Below are 12,915 nucleotides of genomic sequence, written 5' to 3' on the forward strand. Positions count from 1 at the left end.
ATCTTCTCTCCTTACAGGGCCGCCTTCGGGCGGCCCTTTTCGGTGTCGGGCGCGCGGGCTCTGCGGTGTCGGGCCGCGGCTTCCGCAGTCTCCGGCGCGCGGGCTCCCGCCGTGTCGGGCGCGCGGCGGCGCCGTGGGGGTGGAGGGCCGGGCGGGGAGTCATCTCCACCCTTGGTTCCACCCATGGGTCCAGGTGCTTCGTGCCTGGTCGCAGCAGTCTTGGGGGCATGACATCGACCGAGTGGATCACCGACATCGCTCTTCTCCTCGTCGTCTTCCGGCAACTGCGGGAAGGCCGACTCGACCTCAAGACCTTCCTGATCCCGCTGGGCATCGTGGCCTTCGTCGCGAACTCGTACCTGGACACCATTCCCACCGCGGGCAACGACCTGGTGCTCATCGGAGTGCTGATGAGCGTGGGCGCCGCACTCGGCGTCGCCGGCGGCATCTACACCCGCGTCCGGACCGTCGGCGAGCACGTCCTGATCAAGGCCGGCGCCGTGTCGGCGATCTTGTGGGTCGTCGGCATGGGGGCGCGGATGGGCTTCCAGTTGTGGACCGAGCACGCGGGCGGCGCCCACCAGGTCGCCCAATTCAGCGTCGCCCACCACATCACCAGCGATCAGGCGTGGGTCGCGGCGTTCGTACTGATGGCGCTCACCGAAGTCGTGACGCGGCTCGCCACCATCTTCATACGGAGCCGGATGCAGATGACGCCGCGCGCCGTGCCCGTCCTCAGCCGCAGGGCCTGACCGTGCGTTATGTTCTCCCCGTGCCCGCGACAGACAGCCCCCCGCCTTCTGGGAAGACCGTGGCCCAGGAGGCGGGGGCGCGGCAGGTGCCGGGACAGGACCCGTGGATGCAGTGGGCGATGACCCTCGGGGTCGTCGTCGCCGGAGTCCTGACGATCCGCCCCCTGGGCTTCAGCGGCCGGGGGCTGGTCGTCGCCGTCCTGCTCGTGATCAACTCGGCGGTGCTGCTGGCCCGGCGCCTGCCCGAGGACAGGATTCCCCAGGGCCTCGTGCTCCCGTGGCTGACGGTCGGCATCGCCGCGGCGGTCGCCCTGATCGGTGTCAGCCGCAGCGGTACGGGCTATCTCTTCGCCTTCTTCCTCGCCGGTCACATCGGATACCGGCTGGAGACCAGACCGGCTCTCGTCCTCGCCGGGATCTGCAGTCTGCTCTGCGGCGGGGTGCTGTACTTCCGTCTCGGTCCCGGGCACGACGAGCTGCCCTGGGTGCTCGGTCTGGCCACCGGCACTCCGGTGCTGGTGGGCATACTCAACCGCAGCCAGCGCCAGGCCGTACAGGCGGTGATCGCGGCGGCCGAGTCGGCGGAGCGCGCCGCGCGGGCCGAGGCGCGGACGGCCGCGCTGACCGAGCGCAGCCGGATCGCCCGGGACGTGCACGATGTGCTGGCGCACTCGCTGGCCGGGATCAACATGCAGTTGGAACTGGCCGACGCGCTGCTCGACACCGGGGACCTGGAGAAGGTCAGGGAGGCCAACGACAAGGCCCACGGTCTGGTGCGGGAGAGCCTCAAACAAGCGCAGTGGACGGTGCACGCGCTGCGCGAGGACTCGCTGCCGCTGCTGGAGAGCCTGACGGCGATGCTGGAGTCGTCGGGGCACCGCGATGTCCTCACCGTCACCGGGACCGCACGTGAGGTCCCGGCCCGGGTGGTCCAGAATCTCCTGCGTATCGCCCAGGAGTCGCTGACCAACGCCGCCCGGCACGCCCCCGGCGGCGACGTCGGTGTGGAGCTGACGTACGCCGCCGCGTCGATCACGCTGGCGGTGCACAACGGCCCCGCCACGCGCGAGGCGAACGCGGTGGTCGGCAGCGGCATGGGGCTGATCGGAATGCGCGAACGCGTCGCCCTGCTGGGCGGGACGGTGACGGCGGGGCCGGTCACGGCCGGTCCCGACCAGGGCGGCTGGAAGGTGGAAGCAGTGATTCCGGTATGACCGAACCGACCGAGAGGCCGCGGCGGCTGAGGGTGGTCGTCGCGGACGACCAGGCCGCCGTACGGGAGCCGCTCGCCGCGGTGCTCGGGCTGTCCGAGGACATCGACGTCGTCGCGTCCGCCGCGGACGGGAGCCAGGTGCTGGCGGCTGTCGCCGCCGGGCCGGTGGACGTGGTGCTGATGGACCTGCGCATGCCGGTGATGGACGGGATCGAGGCGACCCGGCGGCTCGGCGAGGAGCACCCGGACGTGGCGGTGGTCGTACTGACCACCTTCGCCGACGACGACTCGATCCTCGGCGCGCTGAGCGCGGGCGCCCGCGGCTATCTGACGAAGAACGCGGGGCGCCAGGACATCATCCGGGCGATCCGTGCCGCCGCCGCGGGGCAGTCAGTGCTCGACCGCGAGGTGCAGAACCGGTTGCTCGCCTCCGTCAGGACCAAGGCCCCGATGGTGGGCCAGGCCCTGCCGGAGGACCTCACACCCCGCGAACGCGAAGTGCTCGCGCTGATCGGCCAGGGCCTGCCCAACCGCGGCATCGCCGAGAAGCTCTTCATCAGCGAGGCCACCGTCAAGACCCACATCAACAACCTCTTCGCCAAAGCCGCGATCCGCGACCGCGCCGACGCCGTCCGCCGCGCCATCGAAGCGGGCCTGACCTGACCCGGCCGGGGAGCCGGGGCTGGTGGGGCGGCGGGTGGGGGGACGGGGGGCCACTAGCATGTGGGCATGTGGGCGTATGTACCGGCGGTGCTGTTCTTTCTGGGGTTCTGTGTCGGAGTGCTGCGGGAGCGGCGTCGGTTCAGCAATGCGATTCTGCTCGGGCTTTCACCCGTCTTCGCGCTGGGTGCGTGGCTGTTTGACATAGGCAGGGAACACCCGACGTTGGGCAATGATCTCGGGGTGGCGCTGCTGACGCTCATGGCGGTGGGCGTGGTCGCCATGTCGTGGTTTCTGATTTCCAACGGCGTCGCCATGGTGCGGAAAGAGGGCAGAAGTCCGGCCAATCTGCTGTCCCTGCTGGCCGGGTTCGCGCTGCTGGCGCTCATAGCGCTGTTGATCACCGCGGTGGTGATGCACACCCGCGCGCTGCTCGTGGTCGCGGGGACGGCCACCGTCCTCGCGGGGTATGTCGTCTTCCTCTTCCTCTGTTTCATCGTCTACGGGTCGCTCTACGGATGGTTGACCGTCCGCCGCAAGACCGACTACGTCGTGGTTCTCGGCTCAGGGCTCATCGGCGGCACCAAGGTGCCGCCCCTGCTGGCCAGCCGCCTCGACCGGGCCCGTACGGTGCACCAAAGGCTCTCCTCGCGCGGCAGGCGGCCGGTGCTGCTCACCTCCGGCGGACAGGGCCCGGACGAGAAGCTGCCGGAGTCGCACGCGATGGCCGACTACCTCGTGGCGCAGGGTTTTCCGGCGGATCTGATCGAACGCGAGGACCGGTCGACGACCACCGAGGAGAATCTGCGCTTCAGCAAGTCCATCATGGAGCGGAACAAGGCGGACTACCGCTGCGTCGTCGTCACGAACAATTACCATGTCCTGCGCGCCGCGGTGACCGCGCGGCGGCTGGGCGTCAGAGGACATGTCGTGGGGGCGCCGACCGCCGCGTATTTCTGGCCGAGTGCGACCATTCGCGAATTCGTCGCGATGCTCATGACGTATTGGCGCACCAACCTCACCATCTGCCTCCTCGTTTTCGCGGGAGGCTTCTTCATCTGGTGGCTGAGCTGACCGCCGGACGGGCCCCGCGTCCGCGACGGCCGCTCGCCGGGCGGCTCGTCACCGCAGATTCAGCCGCTTCATGACCTGAGGGTCGAGGGCGCCCGCGCGGCGCCGGAAGGCCGAGACGGGCACGCGCCGCAGCTCGTTGGTCTCCAGATAGCTCTGCCGGCCCCGGGCGTCGTCGACGGTGCCCGCGGGAAGCGGTACGACTCCGGGCAGCTCCTCGTGGTGCTGAGAGGTGATCTTGGCGACCCGCGCGGTCCCGCCGCGCACCGAGACGACCAGGCAGGGACGGTCCTTCGAACCGGCCGTGTCCTCGTACGGCACGTCCGCCCACCACACCTCGCCCCCGCGCGGCGCGGCACCGCCGCCGGACGCGCCGCCCGACCGCCGTACGGGGGTTTCTCCGCTACGCCGCACGCGCCCGGCCGCCACCACGGCGGCCACCAGCGCCACGACGACCACGGCGCCCAGGACGACCCACATCGGCGTGCTCATCGACTTCTCCTCTTCGTGTACGGGTGTGCGGACGAATGTACGGACGGCAGGACCGGCCGACACCTGCCCCGGTCGTGCGCCGCGACAGCGGTGAGTAGTGGCATGCTTGCGCTGTGGACACAGCGAAACTTGAACTGGCAGCGCACCGCTACGCCGAGGCCGAGGACGCCCTCCAGGCGGCGGCGATCGACCTCAAGGCCGAGAGCGCGGCGGTCCTCGCCAAGGGCGGCGACGAGCACGAGGTGGCGGACGCCGTCGGCCGCCCGCCCGAGGAGATCCGCGAGCTGTGAGCGCGCGCGACCTGTGAGCCGCGCGCTTCCGCGACGCGTGAGCTTCCGCGAGCCGCGGCCTTCCGCGACGCGTGAGCTGACGACGCCACGGGCGCGGACGCCCGGCGCACCCCGCCCGGTCCGCCTTCCGGCGCCGCTCAGACCTCGCGCCACCGCGCGTTGGCCCAGGAGAACAGCCCGAAGGCGATCAGGCCGACCGCGATGAGCACCAGCAGCCACGGGCCGACCGGCGTGTCGGCGAACGAGCGCAGCGTGTCGTCCATGCCCTTGGACTTGCCCGCCTGGTGCTTGACCGCCGCGGCCACGGCGAATCCGCCGGCCGTGGCGAACAGCACGCCTCGCGCGGTGCCGCCGAACATGCCGAGGAAGTCCACGGCCTGGCGCTGGCGCCGCGACATCTGGCCCATCTTCAGGTGCTTGTGGAACTTGCGCATGAGGGCACGGACCGCGATCCACACGCCGACGCAGAAGACGGCGACACCGGCGACGGCGACGATCCACTGGCCGCCCGGCCAGTCGAGGACCTTGGCCGTCACGTCGTCGGTCCTCTTGTCGGTCGACCCGCTGCCGCTGCTCTTCTCACCGGCCGCGTAGGCGAGCACGGAGTACGAGACGAAGGCGTAGAAGACGCAGCGGCCCGCGGCCATCGCGCGCTTGGTGGGCTTGTCGCCGTCGGGCCCCGCCTGTCCGAAGGCCGCTTCCGACAGCCGCCACAGGGCCATTCCGGCCAGGGCTATGCCCAGCAGCCACAACAGGACGTCCCCGAACGGCTTGTGCGCGATCTCGGCGAGCGCGCCGCCGCGGTCGGCCTGTTGGCCTCCGGCGTCGGAGAAGGCGATGCGCACCGCCAGTGCGCCCACCAGGATGTAGATCACCCCTCGGGCCGCGAACCCCGCGCGGCCCGCGACGGCGACCGCCTTGCTGTCGGCCGCGCGTCTGGCGTTGTGACGGCCCGTCGATGCTGCTGCTTGCGTCTTCACACAGGCCGACTTCCCCGATCGGCGGAGTTGAGGCACCCGCTATGGAACGACGTCCTTCGCGTCCCCCGAACCGTCCTGCGCGGGTAGCCCGACGCCGGGCGGCGGCGTACCGGTTGCCGTATCCGTCGCCGTACCGGTGGGCGAGGGCACGGTCGGCGGGTCGAACCTCACCTCGACGTGCTGGAAGCCCTTGAAGACCTCCGTGGCGGCGTACGAGGTGTACACCTCGCGGTCCGCGCGGCTGAGCACCACATTGTCGGTGAACGGGGTGAGCAGGCTGCGCGGCCAGAGCCGCCGGGCCCGTACCGCCGCCACCTCCGCGGTGAGGACGAAGATCAGCGCGCCCAGGTAGATCCACGTGATCAGGCCGAGGACGATCCCGAACAGCCCGTACGTGGCGGTCGCCCCGCGCAGCTCGTGCCGGACGTAGTACGTGCCCGCCCACTGCACGAACTGCCAGGCCAGCGCGGCGGCCAGCGCCGTACCCGCCGAGGAGCGCAGCCGTACGGTGCCGACCGTGAAGTAGCGGTACGCGAACAGGAGCAGGCCGGTGTTGACGGCCGTGGACAGTACGGTCGCCGCGATCCGCAGCAGGACGACGGGGTGGACGCCGAACGCGCGGGCGTCCGACGCGAGCGAGGTCAGCGCGGTGGTGGCGGCCAGGCCCACGCCGAAGACCCCTACCACCAGCAGGCTGCGCAGCCGGGAGCGCAGCGGGTTCGGCCGGTCGTGGCGCGGCACGGCCCAGATCTTCAGCAGGGTGTTCTGCGCGGCCTGGGCGACACCGAGCGCGCCGTACAGGCCGCCGATCACACCGGTGACGACCGCGAGCGTGTTGCCGTGGAACGACCGGATGTTCTCGCCGATCTGATCGCCGATCACCGGGAACTGGTGCAGGGCCGAGTCGACGACCTGCTTCTGGAAGTGCGCGTCGTTGTGCAGCAGGAAGCCGAGCACCGACACCAGGAGCAGCAGCACGGGGAAGACCGACAGGAAGGCGTAGTAGGCGATCAGCGCCGTGAGGTAGCCGCCCTGGTCCTCGCCGAATTTGTACACCACCGCCAGCGGCAGCCCGATCCAGGTGTGCTCGCGCTGATAGGCGTCGAATCTTCGGACCATGCCCACGATCGCCACCACTTCGTCGTCGTCGGGCCTGCCGCCGCACGTCACGCGGCTTGGTCCCTGTCACGGCGGTTTCCCCGTGAGCGCCGGTACAGACCACGGTCAGGAGGCGGGCCGTGGAGGTGACCTTCGTCTTCTGCGGGTGACCGGTCCCTGACCTCCTGCGGCCCCCGCCCGCGGTCTCCGGTGCGCTGTGCGGTCACAGCCAGCCGCGCTCGCGGGCGAGGCGCGCCGCGACATGGCGGTTCTCTGCGCCGACCTTGGTGGCGGCGGACGACAGGTGGTTGCGTACGGTGCCGACCGAGAGCATCGCGCGGGCGGCGATGTCGGCGACGGGCGCCCCCTCCTCGGCCATGGCGAGCAGTTCCGCCTCGCGGGGCGTCAGCGGGGAGTCGCCCGCGGTGATGGCGTCGGCGGCCAGCTCCTGGTCGACGTAGCGTCCGCCGTCGTGCACGGTACGGATGATGCGGGCGAGCTGCTGCGCGGAGACGGTCTTGGGTACGAAGCCGCGCACGCCCGCGCTCAGCGCGCGCTTGAGGGCCCCGGCCCCGGCGTGGCTGGTCACGATCATCGTCGCGCAGTCGGGGAGTTCGGCGCGCAGGTGTTCCGCGACGCTGATTCCGTCGCCGCGCGGCATCTGGAGGTCGAGGACGGCGACGTCCGGCCGGTGGGCCCGTGCCATGGCGAGGGCCTCGTCGCCGGAGCCCGCCTCGGCGGCGACGAGGATGTCGTCCTCCAGGGCGAGCAGCGAGGCGAGCGCTCCGCGGATGAGGTGCTCGTCGTCGGCGAGCAGGACCCTGATCATGGTGTTTCCTCCCACGGGATGGTCACGGTCAGGCGGAAGACGCCGGCGGAGCGTTCGCTGGTCGTGAGTGTGCCCTGGAGCTGCGTCAGACGCTCTTCGAGTCCGGCGAGACCGCTTCCGGCGGGTGTGGTCCCGTCCGCGGAGGCCGCGTCCGCCGTGCGGCTGCCCGCCGTGGTGGCGGGCCCGTGGCCGCCTCCCGCGCTCCCCGCGCGGTGGCCGCGCCCGCCCCGGTGGTCGCTGCCGTCGTTCTCCACGACCAGCGTGACAGCGCCCTCGCCGGTGTCGCGCAGGGACACCTCGCAGCGGGTGGCGTGCTGGGCGTGGCGCAGCACATTGGTGACGGCTTCGCGGATGACCCAGCCGAGCGCGGTCTGGATGTCGTCCGGGAGGCGGGCGGCGGGACCGTCGCTGATACGGCAGGGAATACCGGCGGCCTTCAGGACCTCGCGGGCCCCCGCGAGTTCGGTGTGCAGGTCCGCGGTGCGGTATCCGCGCACGACGGAACGGATCTCGCGCTGGCTGTCCTGCGCGATGCGCTGCACCTCGTACATCAGGTCGACGGCCTCGGGGCTGCCGCGTTCCGCGAGCTTCGATGCCAGTTCGCTCTTCAGGGCCACCACGGCGAGGTTGCGTCCGAGGATGTCGTGCAGGTCGCGGCCGAAGCGCAGGCGTTCCTCGGCCACGGCCAGGCGGGCCTGGGTCCCGCGGGCCGCGGCCAGCTCCTCGATCAGGAGCACGCTCCAGCCGGAGGCCCGCAGGGCGAGGGCCATGAACGGGACGAGGAACAGGGTCCCGCCGACGACCACCGCCAGCGACTCCCCGCGCAGTCCGGTCGCGAAGACGGCGACCAGCGAGCCCAGCGTGACGGCCGAGACCAGGGCCGTACCCGCCCGCAGGGACAGCGCCAGCATCGGCGGGCCCGCGTAGAACATCATCAGCCACAGCACGTACGGCGCGAGGTCCTTCCCCTCGACGCGGTCCTTCGCCTGCAACACGCAGCCGACCGCGACGGCGGCGACCGTGACGGCGGTGTAGAGGGCGGCCAGCAGGTACGGCCGGGGCGCCAGGCCGATGTAGGCGCGGAGCCCGGCGCGGGAGAGCAGTGCCTGGACGACGACGTGGGCAGCGCCCAGGACCGCGACCGCGATCCAGAGCGGGCCCACGTCGTTCGTGACGACCCACAGCGTCCACAGGCCCGCCTCGAACAGGGCGAAGCAGGAGAGGGAGTTCAGGGTGTAGCGACGGTAGCGGTCCGTGCCGTGCCGGTGGCCGAGCCACTCCACCCAGCTCTGCACGCTCGCCAGCCCGGCCGTTCCCGTGGGTCCCGTCGTGGTCCCTGTGGTTCCCGCAGTCACCGTCGCCCCTTCGTCCCTACGTCCTTCGAGTCCTACGTGTCCGGCGCCGTGCGCGCCCGGCCTTCCCGTCGGCCGCGCGGGCGCTCAGTGCCGAGGCTCCCAACGGAACCACTTCCGCACGCCGAGCACGGCCACGCCGATCCACACCAGGGCCGTGAGAGTGAGCCGGAGCTGGTCCGTCCCGTCCACATTCCCCGTCCAGCCGCCGCGCAACAGGTCCATGACCGGGGTGAACGGCAGGAACGCACCGATGCGCGCCACCGTGTCCGGCAGGGTGTCGCGGGGCAGGAACATCCCGGAACCGGCCATGCTCACCAGCATGAACGGCAGAAAGGTCAGTTGGGCGCTCTCAGCCGTCTGGGTGAAGGCGGCGGTGAGCGCGGCGCCCACGACCAGTAGCACGATACCGAGGAGCAGGCCGAGGACCAGCAGGTGAGGTGCCTCGGGGGCGGGCATGTCGAGCAGGACGGCGAGTCCGACGCCGAGCAGCAGGGACTGCACGACCGCCATCAGGACCGCGGGCAGCGCGCCGCCGGTCAGGATCTCGGCGTCGCGGACCTCTCCCGAGCGGAGCCGCTTGAGGACAAGGCCCTCGCGGCGGGTGACGTACACGCCGACCATGTTGGTGTAGATCGCGAAGAACAGCGCCATGCCGAGGGCGCCAGGCACCAGCACGGTGGCGACGGACAGGCCGGTGCCGCCCAGGTCCAGGCTCTTCACGGCGCTGCGCATCGACACGGCGATGACACCGGGCAGGACGAGGGCCGTCATGAGGGCGGCCTTGCTGCGGACCAGCAGGATCAGTTCGGCGCGGCCGAGCGCGGCCAGGCGTTCGGTGCTCTTACGGGACCGGCGCGCGGTGTCCGTGGGCGCGGTGGTCGTCGTGGTCGCGGAGGTCATCGCGTCGTCTCCTGGTGGTCGTCGGCCCGGTGGGTGGCCCGGTGGTCGAGCTCTTTGGCGATGTCCATGAACGCCTCTTCCAGTGACGCGGAACGGACGTCGAGGCCGGTCAGTTCGACGCCCTGGTCACGGGCCCAGCACAGCAGCTCGGTGGTGGTGTGCTGGAGGTCGCGGGTCTCCAGGCGCATCTTCTGCCCGGTGACCTCGTGTGCGGTGACGCCGATCGACCGCAGCGGCGGCAGGTCGGCGGGGAAGCGGCCCCAGGGCAGTTCGAAGGTGATCCGCGCGGGCCGCTCGGCGACCACGTCCGCGACGCGTCCGGTGCTGGCGATCCGGCCCGCGTGCATGATGGCCAGCCGGTCCGCCAACTGCTCCGCCTCTTCGAGGTAGTGCGTGGTGAGCAGCACCGTGGTGCCCTGCCGCTTCAGCTCTCCGATCAGCTCCCAGGTGTCGTGCCGGGACTGGGCGTCGAGACCGGTGGTGGGCTCGTCGAGGAAGAGCACCTCCGGCCGTCCGAGCAGCGCGAGCGTGAGGTCGAGGCGGCGCCGCTCGCCGCCGGAGAGCTGCTTGACCCGGACCCCGCGCCGCTGCTCCAGCCGCGTCAGCTCCAGGGCCTCCGCCACGGGCCGGGCGCCGCTGGTGCAACCCGCCCACATGTCGACGGTCTCCGCGACGGTCAGCTCGGTGGGGAAGCCGCCCTCCTGGAGCATCACTCCGATACGGGGCCGCACCGCGGCACGCTCGCGGTAGGGGTCGGCGTCCAGCACCCGTACGGTTCCCGCGCTGGCGGGCGCCTGCCCCTCCAGGATCTCCAGCGTCGAGGTCTTGCCCGCGCCGTTCGTCCCCAGCAGGGCGAACAGCTCGCCCCGCCCCACGCTGATGTCGACGCCGCGTACGGCCTCGAAGCCGCTGTAGCTCCGCCGCAAGCCGGTGGTTTCGATGACTGTGTCCATGTCTCAAGGCTGTCCGCCCGTCGGCGCTTCGGGCCGTGTGGTCTGTCATGACTGTTCATGACGAATGTCATGGGCGGGGACCGCCCCGGACCGGGCGGGGCCGCCGCGCCGTAAATCGCTCCGGGTGTCGTCCCCGCCCGTGCGAGGATGCCGCCATGCGGTCACGGCTGCCCCTCGGGGAGAAGTTGCGGGACGAGTTGGGGACGCCCCGCCGGGGCCGCCGGCTGGGGAGCAGTCCGCGCTCGCGGGTGTGGCGGGCCGAGCTGGCCGGAACTCCCGTGGTGGTCAAGCAACTTGTCGACGCGCCCGAGGCCGACGAGAGGTACGCCCGCGAGGTGGCCGCGCTGCGGCTCGCGGGCCGGGTCGATCCGCCGGTCGTGCCGACGCTGCTGGGCACCGACGCGCGGGAGCGGGTGCTGGTGCTGGAGTACGTGGAGCACCGGCCGCCGCGCGAGGAGTGGATCGTCGACTACGCCGGGGCACTGGCCCGGCTCCACGCGGCGACCAGCGGCGATGCGGACGACGGCGACGACGGCGACGACGGCGACGACGGCGACGGCGACGGCGACGGCGACGGCGACGGCGACGGCAGCGTCGGCTCGGACGTACTCCCCGCCTGGTCGGGCCCGGCGCACACGGACGTCGACTCCTTCCTCGCCCTCGCCCAGGCCCTCGGCGTCGCCGTACCGCCCGCCGTACGCGGCGAGTTGGACGACCTCGTGGACCGTACGTCACGGGCGCGGGGCCGCGCTCTGCTGCACGGCGACCCGTGCCCCGGCAACGACATGCACACCGACGACGGCGTCAGATTCATCGACTTCGAGCAGGCCGCGCTGGGCGACGGAATCGTCGAACTCGCCTATCTGCGCGTCGGTTTCCCGACCTGCTGGTGCGTCACCGCCCCCGCTCGCCCGCTGCTGGAAGCGGCGGAGGCCGCGTACCGCGACGCCTGGCGCCGGGCGACGGGCACGGACGTCCCGGGTGATCTCGCCGACGCCTGCGCCGGTTGGCTGCTGCGCGGTGACGCGCTGGTGCAGCGGGCCGAGCGCGGGACCACCGACCGCCTGGCCCTGATTCCGCACCAGGACTGGGAGTGGGGCACGGTGACGGCCCGTCAGCGGCTGGTCCACCGGCTCGGCGTCGTCGGCCGCGTGACCGCCCAAGAGGGCCGCCTGCCGGCTCTCGGCCGTCTGGCCCCCGCGATGCGCGAAGCGATGCTCACCCGCTGGCCCGCCCTTCAACCGCCGCCCGCCCGCAGGCCGTAGAACAACGGCTCGCGCGCCGCCGGGACGCCGACGGGCCCGCCCGGTGCCGGTCGCTGCGCACGGCGACCGACTTCGCCGTGCCGACGAGGGCCCCCGCTCCCTCGTCGCCGTTATCGGTCCGGCCGTGGGGTCAGGCTGTCGCGGAGGGCTCCGGGGCGTCCTGGGGGAGGGTGACGGCCAGGGCCGCGAGGACGCCGCCGTCGACCGGGATGTCCGTGCCGGTGACGAATCCGGCGCGGGTGCCGGCCAGGAAGGCGATCACCTCGGCGACCTCGCGGGGCTGGGCTATGCGCCCTATCGGGTGGCTGCGGCCCCACTCCCCGAGCAGTCGCCGCACCCCTTCCTCGCTGCCGTCGCTGAACCGTGCCGCCGAGTGGCGCAGCATCGGGGTGTCGACGGAGCCGGGGCAGACCGCGTTGACCCGTACCCCGAAGGGGGCCTCGTCCACGGCCATCGACCGGACCAGCGCGTTCAGCGCGCCCTTCGCCGCCGCGTAGGCGGCCACGTTGGACTGCGCGGCGCGCGACTGCACGGACGAGACCACGACGACGGAGCCGCCGGAGGCGCTGCGCCGCAGGTGGGGCAGGGCGGCGCGGGCGGTCAGGAACACTCCCTTGACGTTGACGGCGAACACCTCGTCCCAGGTCTTCTCGTCGGTGTCGGCGACCGTCCCGTAGCGCTGGATGCCCGCGGACGTCACCAGCACGTCGAGACCGCCGTACTCGCTCACGGTCCGCGCCACCGCCGCGGCGACCGCGTCGGGGTCCGAGACGTCCGCGACGACGGGCAGCGCCCGGCCGCCCGCCTCCGCGATGGCCGCGGCCGTCTTCTCCGTGTCGTCGGCGTCCACACCGCAGACGGCGACAGCGGCGCCCGACGCGGCCAGCAGTTCCGCGGCGGCGCGGCCGATACCGCTCGATCCGCCCGTGACCAGCGCGACGCGACCGGCGTGTTCCTCACTCATACGTTCCCTCTCCAGTCCCACGGTGTTCGCCAACCGGAGCGCCTGCGCGGCCGGATGACCGAAAACTGTTGCCGTCCGAGCTTGCCGCCGACG

At 72.1% G+C, this 12,915-nt stretch carries 14 protein-coding genes; 6 read left to right on the forward strand and 8 right to left on the reverse strand.

Annotated elements, in window-relative coordinates; all coding sequences use genetic code 11:
- The first annotated feature begins 227 nt into the window (after window positions 1-227).
- The 4 genes from ACFY9V_RS12280 (at window position 228) to ACFY9V_RS12295 (ending at window position 3,699) form a co-directional block, all read left to right on the forward strand.
- Window positions 228-752, forward strand: a complete 525-nt coding sequence (locus tag ACFY9V_RS12280) for a hypothetical protein (RefSeq protein WP_355333088.1) — start codon at window positions 228-230, stop codon at window positions 750-752.
- A gap of 107 nt (window positions 753-859) precedes the next feature.
- On the forward strand, window positions 860-1,966 hold the full coding sequence (locus ACFY9V_RS12285) for a histidine kinase (RefSeq protein WP_391161387.1): 1,107 nt from the start codon (window positions 860-862) through the stop codon (window positions 1,964-1,966).
- Window positions 1,963-2,628 carry a response regulator transcription factor gene (locus ACFY9V_RS12290; RefSeq protein ID WP_355333091.1) on the forward strand — a complete coding sequence of 222 codons (666 nt, stop codon included), beginning with the start codon at window positions 1,963-1,965 and terminating at the stop codon, window positions 2,626-2,628. The genes ACFY9V_RS12285 and ACFY9V_RS12290 overlap by 4 nt, the downstream gene beginning before the upstream one ends.
- Window positions 2,629-2,694: 66 nt before the next feature.
- On the forward strand, window positions 2,695-3,699 hold the full coding sequence (locus ACFY9V_RS12295; protein ID WP_355333093.1) for a YdcF family protein: 1,005 nt from the start codon (window positions 2,695-2,697) through the stop codon (window positions 3,697-3,699).
- Between the two features lie 48 nt (window positions 3,700-3,747).
- Here ACFY9V_RS12295 and ACFY9V_RS12300 read toward each other — a convergent pair whose 3' ends face one another.
- Window positions 3,748-4,188 (reverse strand): type II toxin-antitoxin system PemK/MazF family toxin, encoded by a 441-nt coding sequence (locus tag ACFY9V_RS12300; RefSeq protein WP_391161089.1) that lies wholly within the window; start codon window positions 4,186-4,188, stop codon window positions 3,748-3,750.
- Between the two features lie 113 nt (window positions 4,189-4,301).
- Between ACFY9V_RS12300 and ACFY9V_RS12305 the strand changes: the two genes are divergently transcribed.
- Window positions 4,302-4,478, forward strand: a complete 177-nt coding sequence (locus ACFY9V_RS12305; protein ID WP_355333097.1) for a hypothetical protein — start codon at window positions 4,302-4,304, stop codon at window positions 4,476-4,478.
- A gap of 137 nt (window positions 4,479-4,615) precedes the next feature.
- Here the strand turns inward: ACFY9V_RS12305 and ACFY9V_RS12310 are convergent, their stop codons facing one another.
- From ACFY9V_RS12310 to ACFY9V_RS12335, 6 genes are all read right to left on the reverse strand, one after another.
- Complete coding sequence (locus tag ACFY9V_RS12310; RefSeq protein WP_355333099.1) at window positions 4,616-5,458, reverse strand: DUF1206 domain-containing protein; 843 nt, start codon at window positions 5,456-5,458, stop codon at window positions 4,616-4,618.
- 39 nt (window positions 5,459-5,497) lie between these two features.
- Window positions 5,498-6,577: a YhjD/YihY/BrkB family envelope integrity protein gene (locus tag ACFY9V_RS12315; protein ID WP_391161091.1), complete on the reverse strand. Its 1,080-nt coding sequence runs from the start codon at window positions 6,575-6,577 to the stop codon at window positions 5,498-5,500.
- A 202-nt stretch (window positions 6,578-6,779) separates the two neighbouring features.
- Window positions 6,780-7,385: a response regulator transcription factor gene (locus ACFY9V_RS12320; RefSeq protein ID WP_355333104.1), complete on the reverse strand. Its 606-nt coding sequence runs from the start codon at window positions 7,383-7,385 to the stop codon at window positions 6,780-6,782.
- The gene (locus tag ACFY9V_RS12325; protein WP_391161093.1) at window positions 7,382-8,740 is read right to left on the reverse strand and encodes a histidine kinase; all 1,359 of its coding nucleotides are present in this window, start codon (window positions 8,738-8,740) and stop codon (window positions 7,382-7,384) included. The genes ACFY9V_RS12320 and ACFY9V_RS12325 overlap by 4 nt, the downstream gene beginning before the upstream one ends.
- Before the next feature lie 84 nt (window positions 8,741-8,824).
- Complete coding sequence (locus ACFY9V_RS12330; protein WP_355333109.1) at window positions 8,825-9,640, reverse strand: ABC transporter permease; 816 nt, start codon at window positions 9,638-9,640, stop codon at window positions 8,825-8,827.
- Window positions 9,637-10,593, reverse strand: coding sequence for an ATP-binding cassette domain-containing protein (locus ACFY9V_RS12335; RefSeq protein ID WP_391161095.1), 957 nt, complete (start codon window positions 10,591-10,593; stop codon window positions 9,637-9,639). Before ACFY9V_RS12335 ends, ACFY9V_RS12330 begins: the two co-directional genes overlap by 4 nt.
- A gap of 155 nt (window positions 10,594-10,748) precedes the next feature.
- On the opposite strand from ACFY9V_RS12335, the gene ACFY9V_RS12340 reads away from it, so the two are divergent.
- Window positions 10,749-11,858: a phosphotransferase gene (locus tag ACFY9V_RS12340; RefSeq protein WP_391161097.1), complete on the forward strand. Its 1,110-nt coding sequence runs from the start codon at window positions 10,749-10,751 to the stop codon at window positions 11,856-11,858.
- Between the two features lie 130 nt (window positions 11,859-11,988).
- Here the strand turns inward: ACFY9V_RS12340 and ACFY9V_RS12345 are convergent, their stop codons facing one another.
- Window positions 11,989-12,822, reverse strand: coding sequence for a glucose 1-dehydrogenase (locus ACFY9V_RS12345; RefSeq protein ID WP_391161099.1), 834 nt, complete (start codon window positions 12,820-12,822; stop codon window positions 11,989-11,991).
- Window positions 12,823-12,915 lie beyond the last annotated feature (93 nt).

This window comes from Streptomyces sp. NPDC008317 (genome assembly GCF_042955955.1).
Classification (GTDB): domain Bacteria; phylum Actinomycetota; class Actinomycetes; order Streptomycetales; family Streptomycetaceae; genus Actinacidiphila.

Excerpts from the sequence above, each read along its gene's own strand:
- ACFY9V_RS12315 (WP_391161091.1), bottom strand. The coding sequence starts at position 6,577 with ATGGTCCGAAGATTCGACGCCTATCAGCGCGAGCACACCTGGATCGGG.
- ACFY9V_RS12300 (WP_391161089.1), bottom strand. The coding sequence starts at position 4,188 with ATGAGCACGCCGATGTGGGTCGTCCTGGGCGCCGTGGTCGTCGTGGCG.
- ACFY9V_RS12280 (WP_355333088.1), top strand. The coding sequence starts at position 228 with ATGACATCGACCGAGTGGATCACCGACATCGCTCTTCTCCTCGTCGTC.
- ACFY9V_RS12285 (WP_391161387.1), top strand. The coding sequence starts at position 860 with ATGCAGTGGGCGATGACCCTCGGGGTCGTCGTCGCCGGAGTCCTGACG.
- ACFY9V_RS12335 (WP_391161095.1), bottom strand. The coding sequence starts at position 10,593 with ATGGACACAGTCATCGAAACCACCGGCTTGCGGCGGAGCTACAGCGGC.
- ACFY9V_RS12320 (WP_355333104.1), bottom strand. The coding sequence starts at position 7,385 with ATGATCAGGGTCCTGCTCGCCGACGACGAGCACCTCATCCGCGGAGCG.
- ACFY9V_RS12345 (WP_391161099.1), bottom strand. The coding sequence starts at position 12,822 with ATGAGTGAGGAACACGCCGGTCGCGTCGCGCTGGTCACGGGCGGATCG.
- ACFY9V_RS12290 (WP_355333091.1), top strand. The coding sequence starts at position 1,963 with ATGACCGAACCGACCGAGAGGCCGCGGCGGCTGAGGGTGGTCGTCGCG.
- ACFY9V_RS12295 (WP_355333093.1), top strand. The coding sequence starts at position 2,695 with ATGTGGGCGTATGTACCGGCGGTGCTGTTCTTTCTGGGGTTCTGTGTC.
- ACFY9V_RS12330 (WP_355333109.1), bottom strand. The coding sequence starts at position 9,640 with ATGACCTCCGCGACCACGACGACCACCGCGCCCACGGACACCGCGCGC.
- ACFY9V_RS12340 (WP_391161097.1), top strand. The coding sequence starts at position 10,749 with ATGCGGTCACGGCTGCCCCTCGGGGAGAAGTTGCGGGACGAGTTGGGG.